The sequence below is a fragment of the Ekhidna sp. ABH4_415 genome (assembly GCF_056161305.1).
The window spans coordinates 352454-369017 of sequence record NZ_JBSWYW010000002.1 but is presented as its reverse complement, the minus strand read 5'-3'; the positions used below and the strand labels follow the sequence as shown (position 1 = coordinate 369017).

General features: G+C 42.0%; 15 protein-coding genes. 9 read left to right on the top strand and 6 right to left on the bottom strand.

What is annotated here, in order from left to right:
• Positions 1-96: 96 nt before the first annotated feature.
• On the top strand, positions 97-1572 hold the full coding sequence (locus ACXAH9_RS04730; protein WP_474893709.1) for a CRTAC1 family protein: 1476 nt from the start codon (positions 97-99) through the stop codon (positions 1570-1572).
• A 29-nt stretch (positions 1573-1601) separates the two neighbouring features.
• Here ACXAH9_RS04730 and pyk read toward each other — a convergent pair whose 3' ends face one another.
• Positions 1602-3032, bottom strand: a complete 1431-nt coding sequence (gene pyk / locus ACXAH9_RS04725; RefSeq protein ID WP_474893708.1) for a pyruvate kinase — start codon at positions 3030-3032, stop codon at positions 1602-1604.
• A gap of 22 nt (positions 3033-3054) precedes the next feature.
• Positions 3055-3483, bottom strand: coding sequence for an IPExxxVDY family protein (locus ACXAH9_RS04720; protein ID WP_474893707.1), 429 nt, complete (start codon positions 3481-3483; stop codon positions 3055-3057).
• 113 nt (positions 3484-3596) lie between these two features.
• Here ACXAH9_RS04720 and ACXAH9_RS04715 point away from each other — a divergent pair, with 113 nt between their 5' ends.
• Genes ACXAH9_RS04715 through nadE form a run of 4 tightly spaced genes read left to right on the top strand, consistent with a single transcriptional unit; the run spans position 3597 to position 7662 of the window.
• Complete coding sequence (locus tag ACXAH9_RS04715) at positions 3597-3833, top strand: acyl carrier protein (protein ID WP_089358163.1); 237 nt, start codon at positions 3597-3599, stop codon at positions 3831-3833.
• Between the two features lie 24 nt (positions 3834-3857).
• A complete protein-coding gene (gene fabF / locus ACXAH9_RS04710) occupies positions 3858-5111 on the top strand; it encodes a beta-ketoacyl-ACP synthase II (protein ID WP_474893706.1) in 1254 nt (417 codons plus the stop codon).
• Positions 5111-5836 carry a ribonuclease III gene (gene rnc, locus ACXAH9_RS04705; RefSeq protein WP_349562581.1) on the top strand — a complete coding sequence of 242 codons (726 nt, stop codon included), beginning with the start codon at positions 5111-5113 and terminating at the stop codon, positions 5834-5836. Before fabF ends, rnc begins: the two co-directional genes overlap by 1 nt.
• Positions 5833-7662, top strand: coding sequence for an NAD(+) synthase (gene nadE, locus ACXAH9_RS04700; protein ID WP_474893705.1), 1830 nt, complete (start codon positions 5833-5835; stop codon positions 7660-7662). Before rnc ends, nadE begins: the two co-directional genes overlap by 4 nt.
• Positions 7663-7763: 101 nt before the next feature.
• Here the strand turns inward: nadE and yidD are convergent, their stop codons facing one another.
• A complete protein-coding gene (gene yidD / locus ACXAH9_RS04695; protein WP_474893704.1) occupies positions 7764-7982 on the bottom strand; it encodes a membrane protein insertion efficiency factor YidD in 219 nt (72 codons plus the stop codon).
• Between the two features lie 292 nt (positions 7983-8274).
• Here yidD and ACXAH9_RS04690 point away from each other — a divergent pair, with 292 nt between their 5' ends.
• Positions 8275-9681 (top strand): BamA/TamA family outer membrane protein, encoded by a 1407-nt coding sequence (locus ACXAH9_RS04690; protein WP_474893703.1) that lies wholly within the window; start codon positions 8275-8277, stop codon positions 9679-9681.
• Positions 9682-9869: 188 nt separating this feature from the next.
• On the opposite strand, the gene ACXAH9_RS04685 is transcribed toward ACXAH9_RS04690, so the two are convergent.
• On the bottom strand, positions 9870-10487 hold the full coding sequence (locus ACXAH9_RS04685) for a toxin-antitoxin system YwqK family antitoxin (RefSeq protein ID WP_474893702.1): 618 nt from the start codon (positions 10485-10487) through the stop codon (positions 9870-9872).
• Positions 10488-10542: 55 nt separating this feature from the next.
• Between ACXAH9_RS04685 and ACXAH9_RS04680 the strand changes: the two genes are divergently transcribed.
• Genes ACXAH9_RS04680 through ACXAH9_RS04670 form a run of 3 tightly spaced genes read left to right on the top strand, consistent with a single transcriptional unit; the run spans position 10543 to position 14401 of the window.
• Complete coding sequence (locus ACXAH9_RS04680) at positions 10543-11349, top strand: PorV/PorQ family protein (protein WP_474893701.1); 807 nt, start codon at positions 10543-10545, stop codon at positions 11347-11349.
• Positions 11346-13442: a helix-hairpin-helix domain-containing protein gene (locus ACXAH9_RS04675; RefSeq protein WP_474893700.1), complete on the top strand. Its 2097-nt coding sequence runs from the start codon at positions 11346-11348 to the stop codon at positions 13440-13442. The genes ACXAH9_RS04680 and ACXAH9_RS04675 overlap by 4 nt, the downstream gene beginning before the upstream one ends.
• Positions 13443-13498: 56 nt before the next feature.
• Positions 13499-14401, top strand: coding sequence for a mechanosensitive ion channel family protein (locus ACXAH9_RS04670; protein ID WP_474893699.1), 903 nt, complete (start codon positions 13499-13501; stop codon positions 14399-14401).
• 125 nt (positions 14402-14526) lie between these two features.
• Here the strand turns inward: ACXAH9_RS04670 and ACXAH9_RS04665 are convergent, their stop codons facing one another.
• Both ACXAH9_RS04665 and ACXAH9_RS04660 read right to left on the bottom strand, forming a co-directional pair.
• Positions 14527-15531, bottom strand: a complete 1005-nt coding sequence (locus tag ACXAH9_RS04665) for a sterol desaturase family protein (protein WP_474893698.1) — start codon at positions 15529-15531, stop codon at positions 14527-14529.
• Between the two features lie 87 nt (positions 15532-15618).
• Complete coding sequence (locus ACXAH9_RS04660) at positions 15619-16563, bottom strand: DUF3078 domain-containing protein (RefSeq protein ID WP_474893697.1); 945 nt, start codon at positions 16561-16563, stop codon at positions 15619-15621.
• Position 16564: the final 1 nt, after the last annotated feature.

Below are 16564 nucleotides of genomic sequence, written 5' to 3'. Positions count from 1 at the left end.
GCGAGGAATACTAGAAACAGCAAAGCCTGAGTGCAACTCGCTTTTTAAAACCTATTCATCACCTGCTGCGTTGAAAATACCCGCAACCTCACTATTATGCTCAAACCTTCCTTCCTTCCTTACTTTATCCTCACGTTAATATTATGCTATTCATGCAAGCAATCTGCTTCTAATAAGGACGTACCGCTTTTCATTCTTAATGAGAATGGAAGGATTGCCACAGACGGAGGGTTTACCCGAGGAGTGGCCTGGGGAGATGTCAATCAGGATGGCGCTCCTGAATTATACACTGCTAACTCAGCCGGTCAATGGAATGCCATGTATAGCAACAATGGCCAGGGAGGACTCAAAAAAATCAGATTGGGTAATGTGTTTGCTGAATTGATCAGAGAGGGCGGCACTTCGGAAGGCGTTAGTTGGGTGGATTATGACAATGATGGTGACCTGGACCTTTACCTATGCAGCCGGGGCAAAGAGCCCAATCAGCTGTTTCGTAATGATAGCCTCAAACGTTTCACCAAGATTACTGACCATGCCTTAACCAGGGACAGCATTAGCACCTCAATGGCCTGCTGGGCAGACTATGACCTGGATGGCGACCTGGATGTGTTATTGGTTGGGTATCGGTTAAATGGAAACCTATTCTATGAAAACGAGGGAAAAGGTGCATTCAGACGCCTATCTGACCACCTACTCATCAGTGGCAATGGTACAGCCCGAACATGCGCCTGCGCCGATGCAAATGGCGATGGGCTTCCGGAAATATTCATTGGAAATGCAAGGGAGCCCAACCTGTATTATCGAAATCTTGGGAACCTGCAGTTTGCACAAGATAGCACAGGACCAATCATTGAAGACGAAGGGTACGCATACGGTTCTTCCTGGGCAGATTTTGATGATGATGGCGACCTGGATCTATTTGTTGCCAATTTCGATAAGGAAAACCTACTCTTTGCAAATGATGGAAAAGGAACCCTTAATCCGATGATCGGGAGCATCATAGTAACAGAAAAAGGAGGTGCATCGAAAGGTCATTCATGGGGCGACTATGACAATGATGGTGACTTGGATATTTTCATTGGAAATGGCACCTACGGCCCTGATATGCACAACTTTCTCTACTTAAATGAAGGAGATGGTGAGTTTACTTCCTACGAAGAAGGAGTGATCAGCCAGCATGCAGACACAACCGCTGGTGTTGCCCACGCAGATTTCGATCGGGATGGAGATTTAGATTTATTCATAGCAAATTGGGGGTCAGCAGATCAGATCAATCGTTTTTATATCAATCAAACCACAGGAAAAAACTGGGTAGCCTTCAGGCTTAAAGGAACAAAATCAAATGCATTTGCTATCGGTGCACATTTAAGAATTCATACTCCAAAGAAAGAAATGCATCGGTGGATGTACACCATAACCGGCTATGGAAGCCAAAATGATTATGAATTGCATTTTGGGATAGGTGACGAAACAACAATCGACTCCCTTATTGTGGAGTGGCCATCCGGTCAAATAGATAAGTATCTGAACCCTGAGACAAATCAGCACCACGTATTGACAGAAGGAAGTTAAGAAATAACCGAAAAAGCATCGTAAAAGCACTACTCTACCACGTGAATCTTCAACATGTTCGTGTGACCCTGCCAGTGCTGTGGCATGGAAGCCGTATTGATGAAAATGTCACCTTTACCCAGGTTGCCTGTATCTACTAACCGTTTTTCCATCTGCTCCAGGGTTTTGTCAATATTTTCCTGAGAGTCGTAATAGAATGTTTTCACACCCCATACCAAACACATCTGATTCAGCAACTGATGGTTGTTGGTAAACAGGTAAATCTCCGATTTCGATCGGTGCATTGCTGTACGAAAACCTGTATATCCTGATTTCGTCATGCAGACAAGTGCTCTGGCATTGGTATTTTCCGCCAATCGACAAGCCGCCCGGATCAACAGATCGTTCATTCGGGTGCTGGACTCAAATTGCTTATCGTAATATTTATTGTAGATAGATTCAGCCTCTGTCTCCACAGCTCTGATTGTTTCAGACATTTTCTGCACAGCTTCCACCGGGTACTTTCCGGCCGCAGACTCTGCAGACAGCATCAATGCATCAGCTCCATCCATCACCGCATTAGCAATGTCATTGGTTTCTGCACGTGTTGGTCTTGGATTCTCGATCATACTTTCCATCATCTGAGTAGCAATAATCACAGGCTTAGCCAGCTCATTACATTTTTGCACAATTTTCTTTTGCCAAATCGGTACCTCATGCATCGGTATCTCCACTCCAAGATCCCCACGAGCTACCATCACCCCGTCAGTCTCTTCTATAATGGCGTCAATATTCCTAAGTGCCTCAGGCTTCTCGATCTTTGCCACCACCTTTGTATTCTTTCCAGCTTCCTTAATGATATCTTTAAGCTGGATGATATCCTCTGGCTTTCTAACAAATGAAAGGGCCACCCAGTCAATATCTTGAGATAGTCCAAACTTCAGATCCTCAAGGTCTTTTTCAGTCAGCGACGGTGCGGAAACAACCGTATCTGGCAGGTTTATTCCCTTTCTTGACTTAAGCACTCCTCCATAAACAACCTCTGTCACCACTTCTTTATCCTTCACTTCGATGGTCTTCAACTCCAGGTTGCCATCATCAATCAGGATCGTATCACCTACCTCTACATCATTCACGATCTCTTTATAAACGGTACTCACCCTGTCCGCATCCCCTTCTACTTCTTCTGTGGTGATGATCAGCTTCTGTCCTTCTTTGATCTCGACACCCCCATCTTTCATTAGGCCAATTCGGATCTTTGGCCCCTGCAAATCCTGCAGCATCCCGATTCGATAATCTTTCTCTTCACAGACTTCACGAATCATCTGGATCACTTTCTTGTGATCGTCATGCGTGCCATGCGAAAAATTTAGACGAAAAACATTTGCGCCTGCTTCTGCTAGTTTGGTGATTACTTCTTTGCTATTGCTTGCCGGACCTAATGTGGCTACTATTTTCGTACGCTTTGTAGATGAAGTCATTTATTGGAGGTTTCAGTGTTTTCTAGTAGAGTAAATTCTCTTTGGATTTCAACGTTTCAAAATTAAGCTTCACAGCGTACTCAATGATAGGAATCTCTTTGATAATTGCGTTAACGTTTTCGGAAGATAGTTCATCGGTTTCGTCTTTAAACTTCAATAAGTAGTCAAACTGCTTTAATTCAGGCATTAGCAGCTGTTTTGAAAGATTGCCACTACCTACCAGTTTATTTTGAAGCAACTCTATTATCAGATAGTCTGTCTCGTACAAGTAATTTGAAATCAGAATAGAGGTATTATCAGCATATTCAATTTTAATATCATCCTGTTTAGCCAGAGAAATGTCCATAGCTTCATTTAAATGCCATGCCAGCTTGTATTCTTTTTTATTGCAAACAAGCCCGAATAATTCAAAATCAATGGCATACCCACCATCTAATTTATTTTTCTTCATAGAATGTGCAAGCTAAGTCCTAAATTCGCAAGAGATATGTGTTCAACGACTAATTTGATTTTAGTTTGAGAATATATTTCTTTGCATCTCATTTTTAACCAAACATTACAAAAATGTCTGAAATAGCACAAAAAGTAACGTCAATCATAATTGACAAACTAGGTGTAGAAGAGTCTGAGGTAACTCCAGAGGCAAGCTTCACCAACGATCTAGGAGCTGACTCACTTGATACTGTAGAGCTGATCATGGAGTTCGAAAAAGAATTCAACATCTCTATCCCAGATGACCAGGCTGAAAATATTGCCACTGTAGGTCATGCTATCTCTTACCTTGAAGAAAACGTTAAGTAAACAACCAACTTAGCTTAGATATCTATGGAATTAAAGCGAGTCGTAGTAACCGGAATTGGTGCACTTACCCCTTTGGGTAACACTAAAGATGAATATTGGGATTCTTTGGCCAAAGGAGTAAGTGGCGCGGCTCCTATCACTCGTTTTGATACTGAAAAATTCCGCACAAAGTTCGCATGTGAGGTTAAAGGCTTCAACGCTACTGACCATCTGGACCGCAAGGAAGCACGGAAAATGGACCCTAATACCCAGTACGGAATGGTTACTGGGGAGCAGGCTATCGTTGATTCAGGAATGGATCTCGACAGTGTAGATAAGTCCAAAATCGGTGTGATCTGGGGGTCAGGAATCGGTGGGTTTAGTACGTTCCAGGACGAAGTGATGAGCTTTGCCCAGGGAGACGGCACCCCAAGATTCAACCCATTCTTTGTACCAAAGATGATTGCGGATATTACACCTGGGCTATTATCCATCAAGTATGGATTTATGGGACCAAACTTCGCAACCGTTTCTGCGTGTGCATCTTCTAACAATGCCATTACTGATGCTTATGCTTACATTCAGTTAGGAAAAGCCAACGCTATTCTTACCGGTGGATCAGAAGCAGGCGTTATTGAATCAGGCATTGGGGGATTCAATGCTATGAAAGCACTTTCTGAGCGAAATGACTCGCCTGAAACCGCATCCCGCCCGTACGACAAAGACAGAGATGGATTTGTTCTTGGTGAAGGTGCCGGCGCAATCATGCTGGAAGAACTGGAGCATGCGAAGGCTCGTGGAGCCAAAATTTATGCGGAAATACTGGGTAGCGGCATGTCTGCTGATGCATATCACATTACTCAACCTCACCCGGATGGTACAGGTATTGAGCTTGTGATGAGAAATGCGTTGGAGGACGCAGGGTTGACACCTGACAAAATTGACTACCTGAATACACATGGTACATCTACCCCACTAGGCGATGTGGGAGAAATCAGAGCAGCTCAGCGAGTATTCGGAGCAAATGCTGAAAAAATGAACATCAGTTCAACAAAGTCCATGACAGGTCACCTACTGGGTGCTGCAGGTGCTGTTGAATTTATCGCCTGCCTGATGGCACTGGAGAAAGGCATTGTCCCTCCTACGATTAATCACTTTACGGATGATCCAGATATAGATCCGAACCTAAATTTAACATTCAATGAGGCCCAAAAACGTGAAGTCAACATCGCAATGAGCAATACCTTTGGGTTTGGAGGACATAACACCTCCATTATTATAGGCAAATACAACGGCTAGTGTCATCGTTTCCGAAAAGATTATCGGGCCGTCTTCTTAATTCTCTTAAATCAGAAAAAAAACTCCGACAGTCTTTCCGGTTGATCACGGGACGTGCTCCCATAAACCTTGCACTCTACAAACAAGCCATGCGCCACAGCAGCGTGGCTTCTACGAATGAGCAAGGCATTAAAAACTCCTATGAACGATTGGAGTATCTGGGTGATGCCATTCTGGGAATGATCATTGCGGAATACCTGTACCGGACTTATCCCTTTAAGGAGGAAGGATTTCTTACTGAAATTCGTGCGAAGATTGTAAATCGTGAATCTCTCAATCGTTTGGGACAAAAGATCGGACTAAAAGAACTCGTACAATATCATCAAGGGTCCCGTGCCCATCGCTCAGTATATGGTGACTGTATGGAAGCGCTTATAGGAGCTGTATACCTGGATCATGGATTTCCATACTGTAAAAAATTTGTCATTCGTAAACTGATTAAACCTCACTACGATCTGGAGGAATTGATTTCAAGAACCACCAATTTTAAAAGCCGGTTGCTGGAATGGTCGCAAAAAGAGAACAAAGAGCTCCGTTTTGAGATTATAGATGAGGAAGATAGAAAGTTTACCGCTCAGGTATTTTTGAATGATTCACCTATGTCTCAGGGCTTTGGTTTTAGTAAAAAGAAAGCTGAGCAGGATGCAGCCAGAAAGACCTATGAGCAACTTAACTTAGACGAATGAGTCAAAAGCTAAAACTTGCCGGAGCATGCCTCAATCAAACCCCCATTGATTGGGAAAACAACATTGGTAACATCAAAAATGCAATCGATGATGCCAAAAAGGAAGGTGTAGATGTCCTTTGTCTGCCTGAACTCTGCATCACCGGCTATGGATGCGAAGACCTCTTTTTAAGTCAGTGGCTACCACAAACAGCCATGGAAAAGCTGTTGGAAATCATCCCTCATACAAAGGGAATCGCAGTTTGTGTAGGGTTGCCCATTCGAATAGAAGGAAAGAATTACAATACCACTGCTTTTATCTCGGATGGTGAAATTAAGTGCATCTATGCCAAACAAAAGCTAGCTAACGATGGTGTGCATTACGAACCTCGCTGGTTCGCTCCATGGCCCTCAGGAGTAGTTGAAATTTTTGAAATAGACAGTGTTCAAATCCCGATAGGGCATGTAACTGTTACTCATAAAAATCTTACAATAGGCTTTGAAATCTGCGAAGATGCCTGGCAACCTGATCGCCCGATTGAGCACCTGGATCGCAAAGTAGATCTGGTGCTTAACCCAAGTGCCTCTCACTTTGCTTTTGGCAAATCCATTTTCAGAGAAAATGTGATCGTCAAAGAGAGCTCTAAAAAATTTGATTGCGTGTATTTATATGCCAACCTCCTTGGTAATGAGGCAGGCCGAATGATCTACGATGGTGATGTGCTCATCGCTCAAAAAGGAAAGCTTATTGGTCGCAATCATCGCTTGTGGTACAATGATTATCGTCTGCTGACCGTAGCGGTTGATTTTGGAAATGATACCGCCACAGAAAACATCAAGCCTCACTACAGTGATCAAAAAGAAGAGTTTGCTCATGCTGCCGGATTGGCGCTATTCGATTATTGCAGGAAAAGCAGAAGCAAAGGTTTTGTCTTGTCACTCAGCGGGGGAGCAGACTCCAGCACCATTGCTACGCTGATTGCCTTTGCGGTACGCACAGCCCTTGAGCAGCGAGGTAAAGATGGTTTGGAGGCCAAGCTCGGATTTAAATTAGATGGTGATACACCAGAGGCCATCACCAATCAGTTATTAACCACTGCATATCAGGCTACCAAAAATTCCTCATCTGCAACATTTAATTCTGCCAAAAACCTTGCTGAAAGCCTGGGAGCAACGTTCTACAATTGGCAAATCGATGAGGGAGTAGATCATTACCAATCCACCATCGAAAGCGCCATAGGAAGGAAACTAACCTGGGAGCGGGACGACATCACCCTGCAAAATATCCAGGCCCGTTCGCGCGCACCAATTATTTGGATGCTGGCCAACCTGGAAAACAAGCTGCTCATGGCTACATCCAACCGAAGCGAAGGAGATGTTGGTTATGCCACCATGGATGGTGACACAAGCGGTAGCATCTCTCCCATCGCTGGGGTGGACAAACACTTTATTCTACAATGGTTAAAATATGCGGAATATGAGCTGGGTTTTACCGGACTGAAAGATGTAAACGCACTAACTCCTACTGCAGAGCTAAGACCGGAAGAACAGAACCAAACAGATGAAGAAGACTTGATGCCGTATGAGGTCTTAATGAAAATAGAACGAGAAGCTATTTTAAATGGTAATTCTCCAAAGCAGGTTTTTGAAGCGCTGAAAAGTGAATACGATCCCGATATACTCAAAGATTGGATTAAAAAATTCTACAGGCTCTGGACAAGAAACCAGTGGAAACGGGAACGCTATGCCCCAAGTTTCCATTTTGACGATTTTAACATCGACCCTCGCTCATGGTATCGCTTCCCTATTTTGAGTGGTGGGTATAGAGATGAGTTGGAGGAGCTTTAATTGATGAATAGCCAATCATCAAATCCGGCGAATATATTGCTTTAGATGCTTGACTTATGTCTATAAATTTTCCACTTCACCGTAATATATTTGCATGAACCTCACTCCACCGGATCATAGCCACTCCCACCCCATGGATGACATCTGCTGATTCGTTTGATTCCCATCCACACCCCTTTTAGTCCGTGCTTTTGGATGGCCTCCTTTGTGTATTGAGAGCAGGTGGGCGTGTACCTGCAACTATTAGGAAACAGAGGTGAAATCGAATATTGATAGATCAATACCGGAAAAATGAGGATTTTCTTTAAGATGCGATTCACTTAAACAAAAGTACCATCCAAAATTTGGACGCTCACCAAAAATTCATTCTGTTTGTGCGTTAGCCATTAAGCTAAAACCAGTTCTGTGTAAGAAAGTCAATTTTATTAAAAAATGACTCCAATAGTCTCCTCTTGGGAGGAGCTAGAGGTGGGTCTTCACCAAACTGTCATTTTTTAAAAATTGACTAAAAAGAAAACGATTTTGGGTACCCACCCCTACCCCTCCGAGGAGGGGATTTATAGTGTTTTCTTTTTTCTTACATCGAGTTAGACGAGTAGATCATTTAAGTGAGTGAAAAAATTTCAGGTATTCTTCGTTCTTTACGGATTTGTCCTGCTGGCAAGTGCCCAAACTGATTCTACGGAGATACTCACCATCGATCGAATTTTCATCGAGGGGAATTTCAAAACAAAACCTCACATCATCACCAGAGAGCTGAGTTTTTCTACTGATAGCTCATACATGCGTTACCAGCTCGATAGCATGTTTGTCTGGAATCGAAACCGAATTTATAACACTAACCTCTTCAATGCTGTTTCGATTGACTTGGTCAATAAGCAGGGTGGTCGGGTAGATGTAAAAATTACTGTTGATGAACGCTGGTACATTTACCCCTTCCCTATCTTTCGATTAATTGATAGGAATTTCAACGACTGGTGGGTAAACCGCGACCGTGACTTGAGTCGCGTTAATTATGGTCTCAAGGTCACTCAATTCAATTTTCGTGGGCGAGGTGAAGTTTTACGATTATGGCTGCAAACGGGTTTTGAGACTGTAATTAATCTCTACTACCAGGTTCCTTACATCGACAAAAAGCAAAACAATGGGCTACTCATCAGCTCCAGTTATTTTGAAGCGAAAAACGTCCCTGTGATCACTCGGGAAAATGTTAGACGATTTACTTCTTCACAAGAGGAGGTGCTAAGACGCGCATATACAAACACAATCTCTCACTCCTATCGAAGCTCCTTTTACTCCTATCATAGCACGGGCATTGGTCATATTCGTGTAGACATAGCCGATACGGTGGCCCGCATAAACGAAAATTATTTAGGGGATGGACAAACGCAACAGCAATACTTAACGTTGGGCTACACGTACGTTTGGGATAAAAGAAATAATGTAAATTATCCTACTAAAGGTTCCTTTCACCGGCTGGGTCTAACAAAGGTGGGTTTAGGACTTTACGATGACGGAGTTGATTACTGGCGAGCCAGGGCTCGACTCACAAAATACACGGCATTTAAAGATAACTGGTTTCTCGTCAATAATCTTTCAGTGCTTAGCACTTATCCAGTAAAAGATCGTGCTTACTTTAATTATAACTCTATTGGTTTTCTAAAAGAAGTCATCAGAGGGTACGACCTGCGCATCATCGAAGCTAGCTCTTATGTCTTGCAACGAAATGAGTTAAAGCATCAACTATTCGGACGGAAATATGACATCAGCAAAGTGATGCCTCTTCGGCAGTTTCAAACATTCCCGATCACCATCTATGGTAAGGTATTCTTTGATCAGGGTTATGCGGTAGGCTTCCCAAATTATGAAGGAAGTGAGTTGCTCACTGATAAATATCTATACAGTATCGGTACCGGAATCGATTTGGTGCTGGTTAATGATGTTACTTTTCGATTTGAGTTCTCACGAAATGGAGAGGATGAAACAAACTTCTTTATCAATATCCTCTCTCTTTTCTAATTAGACAGGAAAAATAAAAATCTTGATTCCCCTCCTGGGAGGGGTTGGGGTGGGTTATAACAAAATTTATAACTCTGTTTCAGAATAACTCAAATAGGATCCTTTAGAACCCACCCTCTTTTTCTCCTCCAAGGAGAAGATTTTAGGCATTACTTTGTTTATTCATGACTCTACCAAAGTCAAGTATTTTAGTCAAAATCCTTCCATTTTTTAGGCTTGCCCTTTTTGAAGTAATACCACTGTCCCACCTTTTTTCCTTCGTCCCAATTCCCTTCGTACAATAGGCTTCCATCCTCATCGTAGTAAACCCACAGACCATCTTCAAGTCCGTTTTTTAGCACCCCTTTTTGGTTGAGATGTCCATTTTCGAAATAAAACTCCCATTGACCCTCAGGGCTTCCCTGCTCATAATACCCCGCTCGTTTCAACTTCCCGTTTTCATAAAAGAAAATCCACCTTCCTTCATACAAGCCCTTTTCATACCTCCCTGCCTTCTCCAGCTGACCGGATGGATAGAAATAGTTTGCAGTATCTTCTAATAGACCTTCTTCCCAAAATTCCCTGGCAATTAGTACCCCATTGAAAGAATAATATTTCTGAGTCCCGTTCATCAATCCATGCTTGTAGGTTAATAGCGCATTTAACTCTCCGCTGGGATAATGATATTTCCAAACTCCATGCTTTGATCCATTAGTCACTTTACCAACAGCCTTCACTCCGCCATCTGTAAAATGTAGTGTATCATAGCCTTGTCCAGCCAGGTGGTGTATAAGCAAAAACCCAAAGATGACGATCGCTAATTTCATCGCTACATAATTTACAATTATTGACTTAAAGCTACCAAATGCATACTTTGCATATATGAAGCAAATCGCACGCCTAATCACCTTGCTGATCTGTTTTGCTACTCAGGCACAGACCGGATCATTCAATCTGGGAGGACGAAGTGCCGGAATGGCTGGTGCATCACTTACCCTAGGTGACGAGTACAGCTTGTTCAACAATATTGGAGGCTTGGGCAGGGTAGCAAATCATTCCGCTTTTGCTGCCTATCAAAATCGTTATGGTGTAAGTGAATTTCAGGTGGTTGGTGCTGGTGCTGTTTATTCCGCCGATATTGGAAATGCAGGTGTAGGATTCTACAAATTTGGAGATGACCTCTACAGTGAGCAAAGACTACACCTGGCATTTGGGAACAAAATACAGATGGTTAGCCTGGGAATTGGACTGGATCTGCTCCAATACAATGTATCAACAGTGGGCACCAACAGGGCATTGGCTATCCAGTTTGGAGGGATTGCCGAAATAACGCCTCAGCTCCGATTTGGAGCGCATATCTTTAATCTCAACCAAGCAGAGATCAACGCAGAGACAGGCGAAAAAGCACCTACGGTTATGAAAGCAGGAATTTCATTCTTGCCATCTGAGGAACTGATACTGAATGCAGAAGTAGAAAAAGACCTTGATTTTGATGAGGTATTTAAAGCTGGGATTGAGTATCAGATCATTGAAAGCGTATATTTAAGAACGGGTATAAGCACAGAGCCTTTCCTGGGTGCTTTCGGTGTTGGATTCCATCCAAAAAACCTCAAATTCGACTATGCTTTTTCTAACGATTCACGCCTGGGAAGCATTCATGAAATTTCAGTGGCTTACTCCTTTCAATGAAAAGATGCCTCACCATAATATGTATTTCGGTGGGATTTTGCTCCTTCGCGCAGAATGACGAGATAGATCTGGAAGTTTTTGCGGAACGACTCTTTCAGATTCAGGATGAGAATGTAGCTTATGAGGACATCTACGAGTCACTGCTTCTTTATTACACCAACAAACTCAATCTTAATAAAGTAGAGCCTGAGGAACTGGCTTCCCTTTATATCCTCAACCCAGCTCAGCTTTCTAATTTCTTTATTTATCGTGATCAATTTGGGGATTTTCTGTCCATCAATGAGCTTCAAGCCATTCCTGAGATGGATCTTGAAACCATCCGTTTATTACAACCCTTCATAGCAGTAGAAGAGTCAGTTACGGATACCCGTCCATTGCTTCAACGCATTATTCAGGAAGAAAACAATTACTTTCTGCTGCGATATTCCAGACGACTCGAAGAGCAAAAAGGCTATACTACTGCCCTTCCTCTTGATACCACTTTCGTGCGTGATGAAAGTAACAACATCACTGATACAGTCACCACAGAACCATCTCGTTATGCTGGATCACCTGATAAAATATATGGTCGGTTTCGGACTAGCCATCGGGATGATTTCAGCCTGGGATTTACGTTTGAAAAGGATAATGGAGAAGCTTTCTCTTTTGAGGATGGACAAAAAGGATTTGACTTTTACTCTTATCATCTCATGTTAGAAAACAAGTGGGGGTTTGATAAAATCATGTTAGGCGATTTTCAGCTTCAGATTGGACAGGGGATCGTATTTGGTGCGGGATTCAATGCCGGTAAAGGTGCTGAGACCGTCAACACCACCAAGCGAAACAGTTTAGGAATGCGACCATATACCTCCGTACTCGAATCAGGTTTTTTTCGAGGAGCAGGCATCACCAAATCGTTCTCAGATTTTGAACTAACTGTCTTTTATTCGAAGTTGAAACAAGATGGAAACATTCAGTCTGATACTACCTTTTCTGAATTTGAGGAGTTTGTCAATTCCATCCAAATCACCGGATTTCACCGAACACCCACCGAGCTGGCGTCCAAAGATCAAATTGAAGAGGTGTCTATTGGAGCAGTCGTAGTGTATTCTCCTCACCGGAGGTTTACTGTAGGCATTTCAGGGCTGAACAGTCAATACAGTAGGCCGCTTCAACGAAGACCAAATAACTATAATCAGTTTGAATTCAAGGGAGATCACAACTTCATCACTTCGGCATACGCACATTATACCTGGCAGAATTTTACCTTTTTTGGCGAGGCAGCCCGATCCAAAAGTGGGGGAATTGGAGCCGTTGGAGGACTTGTAACAAGCCTGTCTCGTATGGTTGATATGGCCATGGTCTTTAGAAACTATGACCGTGATTTTCATTCATTTTATGGGAATGCTTTTTCTGAAAACTCACGAAATATCAATGAGAGCGGTACCTATTGGGGACTTTCTATCAAACCTAATCGAAGACATAAGCTGAATGTCTATTATGATAGATTCAAGTTTCCATGGCTCAAGTACAGAACTGAGGCGCCCTCTGTAGGCAGTGAGTGGTTGGTACGTTATTCACATTTTCCATCCAGGCAGGTAACACTCTACGCCCAGGCCAGACAGCAAACACGGCAGGTGACTGTACCCAATGAAAACCTGAATCAACTCGTGGATCAGGTAAAAAGGAATTATATGTTCAACGTAGACTATGAATTGCTACCTTGGTTGAAATTGAAAACCAAAGTTCAAAGCAGTACCCAAGATGAAGGAGCTGAATTAACCAAAGGATTTGCTATTGTACAGGATGTGAATTTTTCATGGTGGAAACTCAAATTCAACACACGGATGGCGCTCTTTGAAACAGATGATTTTGACAATGCCCAATATGTTTATGAAAGTGACGTGCTTTACGCTTTTTCAATTCCGGCATATAATGGAACGGGAGCGAGAACCTATGCGATGGTGCGATTTGACCCTGCTAGGGATATCTCAATGTGGCTTAGATATGCTCTTTTCACATTTAGAGATCGTAACTCAGTTGGTTCAGGACTGAATGAATCCGATGGTAGTAATTCATCAGAGGTGAAGGCAATGCTTCGAATAAAATTCTAAACTGTTGCTTCCATAATATTTCTCTATATTCATATTTGATTCAAGAACATCATTAAATGGAATCTGTAAAATCAATTTGGGAAAGCATTTTTGAATTTCTTACCAAAGTTGGGGAGATATTCACAACCACACTCTTCAGCCTGGGTAAGAGCGACATAAGTATGGGAACCATCCTGTATTTCATCCTAAGTTTCATCGTCTTAATTTGGTTATCCAAACGATTTAGAAATCTATTGGTACACAAGGTTCTGGCAAGGGCAGGAATGGAACAGGGCGCAAGAAACTCCATAGGGTTGATCGCCAAAGTCATGCTGATTTTTGTTGGAGCGATCTTTATTATTCAGAGTGCAGGTATAGATATGAGCTCATTGAGCCTGTTGGCAGGAGCTCTTGGAGTGGGTATTGGTTTTGGTCTTCAAAACATTACTGACAATTTCATTTCAGGCATCATTATTTTGTTCGAAAAGCCCATCAAGGTTGGAGATAGAATTGTCGTTGGTGATACGGAAGGTGATGTAATTAACATCTCTGTGAGAGCCACTACGATCCTGACCAATGAAAATGTTTCCATCATTGTACCGAACTCAGAATTTATTTCTTCACGTGTGATCAATTGGAGTCACAATGACCGAAACATTCGGTTTGACATCCCTGTTGGCGTGAGTTATGCAGAGGACCCGGCAGAAGTCAGGGATGTCCTCATTAAAGTAGCTGAGGAAAATGACCATGTACTTAAACACCCTGCCCCTCATGTATTTTTTGATGAATTCGGCGACAGTTCACTCAACTTCACACTCGCTATCTGGACATCCACCCATACGGATAAACCTCGACGACTCAAGACAGAATTGTACTTTGAGATCTTCAATAAGTTCAAAGAAAAGGGAATAGAAATTCCATTCCCTCAAAGAGATATACATGTCAAGACTCAGCCAGTAATTGCGAAGCTGGAAGAGTAAGGTATTTGTCACTCAATAATTAATAGCGTTGGGCACTCTCAAATTTAGTCTACCCATTCATTCAGTATGATAACAAAAAAAGGGGTATTCGCATACCCCTTTTCTTAAATGTTGTTAGAATTTAATTAAGCAGCTTTTTCAGCACCTTCTTTTTTGTTGCTGCTTTCTTCTTTGATGGAGCTGAGTTCTTTTTCAAGACTTACACCTTCAAACTGCATGTCAGCGCTGATTTTACCTGCATAATACAGTTCTTGTATTTGTTTTGCTGTAAGAGAGCTATGATCCGGACTCCATCCAGGAGGGCCAAAGATGTACATAAAGGCTTCCTTAAAGCTCTTTGCCTTTCTTACATCATTAAAAATATCTACAAAAATGTGCGTATTAAGCTTTATTGGATTATACGTATCCGGGCTCTTCAAAATACCGTAGTGTGGTTGTACTCCCTTGATTGTATTTTGCCACGTCCCAAAAAGATGATCCCAAATGAGAAGAATTCCTCCGTGATTTTTATCTAGATATTGAATGTTACTTGAATGATGTACCGCATGCACATGTGGGTTGTTGAATATTTTTCCAAAAAATCCCAAAGAACCAATCAACTTGGTATGAAGAAAATACTGATAAGTCGCATTGATGATTAATGCCGACCCAATCATGATTGGTTCAAATCCAACAGCAGCCATCCAAAGCCAAAAAATAGGCTTATAAAGCGTAATGAACCATCCGTTTCTAATACTCACCGCCAAATTAAAGTTCTTTGATGAATGATGAGGTACATGTGCTGCCCAAAGTAGTCTTACCGTATGACTCCAACGGTGATGCCAATAAAAGTTGAAATCGTCAGCTAAAATGGCAAGGACCCATGCCCACCAAGCCCAACCAATAGTGGCATATCCCAAATATTCAGCTCGTAGTGGTTCAAAGAAATTAAAAACGCCCTGAAAGATTACAACAACAGTAAATGCTTTAGTGAAGAATGAAATCAATGCCGCACCTGCCGCGATCCCAAACCCAGCCAATGAATCTTTCAATTCATAATCATGTCTTGCAACTAGAAACTCTACCACCATGAAGGCTAGTAGAATTGGGAATATGTAGATCATGTTATCTCCTACATTAAACTCTGGCATATTTCTAAAATTTGTACTTTAATATTTATTTGAACTGACAAGATTACATCAAAAATGATAGGTAATCTTGAATTATATGTTAAATGATTATTCAGATTTTTGTTTACCGAATTTGTACGTAAGCCCAACTCCAATCACACTTTTGAATTGAACCCTGTCTTTGAGCTCAGTGGACTCATCTATCATCCCATCTCCGTTATCGTCTGCAGCAATTTTAATATCTCTGTCATAAATCAGTTGAGCGAATGCATTCATTGAAAGCACCTTAGTAAGTTGCATCACTAATGCATTCTGCCAATTCACATCTATGGTGCCAAAATTCTCAATATAGTTTGTGAACAACTCAAGTCTACTTTCAAAAATATCATTCTTGAATTTGGCTCTGAAAAACGAACCTATCTCAGCTCTTGATTTTTTACCAGGTGTAATTACTGTAGTGCCATCACTAGCAAACTCAGCCGGATCTACTCCGTACGCACCTTGATTAGCCAACCCTTGATTCCTTACAAAGGTGAATTTTCCAGTAACGGGTTTATATGAAAAACTTAACTGATCCGTGGGATCATAAGAAACCCCCAACCCAACTGTTAAGTAGCCTGGTGCCATAAAATCAGAAATGAAATTACCTTCCTCATCTACCCCTTCGTAAAACTGGGTTTTAAAATCCATGAGTGCACTAAAAAACCACTTACCACTTTCCCTATTCATTCGGTAGCTATACTTGGTTACAATATTTATTAGGTCGTCAGACTTAGTAAAGCTTGCATCACCTTGCCGGATCAATCCATAAGCAAGATCCAATGAATTTTCCCATTTACCTCTTCCCTTCACCCGGTTAGCAAAAAGGCTCAGGTTGGAGTTAATAGCCACTGAATTTTGTCCCCCTGCTGCCCAATTGGTAAGCGAAACTTGCGAAAAGGTTATTGAGCCGGTTCCGCCTTTTCTCCAATAGGTGGTATCAGTAGGATTAGTGTCTTGAGCAAATGATGAAATAGATAGCGTTACTAAAAGTGCGGTAATTTTTAATTTCATT

What these genes read in the sequence shown, in the direction of transcription:
- ACXAH9_RS04675 (WP_474893700.1), top strand. Translation starts at nt 11,346, where the DNA reads ATGAAAAGATGCCTCACCATAATATGTATTTCGGTGGGATTTTGCTCC.
- ACXAH9_RS04670 (WP_474893699.1), top strand. Translation starts at nt 13,499, where the DNA reads ATGGAATCTGTAAAATCAATTTGGGAAAGCATTTTTGAATTTCTTACC.
- ACXAH9_RS04730 (WP_474893709.1), top strand. Translation starts at nt 97, where the DNA reads ATGCTCAAACCTTCCTTCCTTCCTTACTTTATCCTCACGTTAATATTA.
- pyk (WP_474893708.1), bottom strand. Translation starts at nt 3,032, where the DNA reads ATGACTTCATCTACAAAGCGTACGAAAATAGTAGCCACATTAGGTCCG.
- ACXAH9_RS04685 (WP_474893702.1), bottom strand. Translation starts at nt 10,487, where the DNA reads ATGAAATTAGCGATCGTCATCTTTGGGTTTTTGCTTATACACCACCTG.
- ACXAH9_RS04720 (WP_474893707.1), bottom strand. Translation starts at nt 3,483, where the DNA reads ATGAAGAAAAATAAATTAGATGGTGGGTATGCCATTGATTTTGAATTA.
- fabF (WP_474893706.1), top strand. Translation starts at nt 3,858, where the DNA reads ATGGAATTAAAGCGAGTCGTAGTAACCGGAATTGGTGCACTTACCCCT.
- ACXAH9_RS04680 (WP_474893701.1), top strand. Translation starts at nt 10,543, where the DNA reads ATGAAGCAAATCGCACGCCTAATCACCTTGCTGATCTGTTTTGCTACT.
- nadE (WP_474893705.1), top strand. Translation starts at nt 5,833, where the DNA reads ATGAGTCAAAAGCTAAAACTTGCCGGAGCATGCCTCAATCAAACCCCC.
- ACXAH9_RS04715 (WP_089358163.1), top strand. Translation starts at nt 3,597, where the DNA reads ATGTCTGAAATAGCACAAAAAGTAACGTCAATCATAATTGACAAACTA.
- ACXAH9_RS04665 (WP_474893698.1), bottom strand. Translation starts at nt 15,531, where the DNA reads ATGCCAGAGTTTAATGTAGGAGATAACATGATCTACATATTCCCAATT.
- ACXAH9_RS04660 (WP_474893697.1), bottom strand. Translation starts at nt 16,563, where the DNA reads ATGAAATTAAAAATTACCGCACTTTTAGTAACGCTATCTATTTCATCA.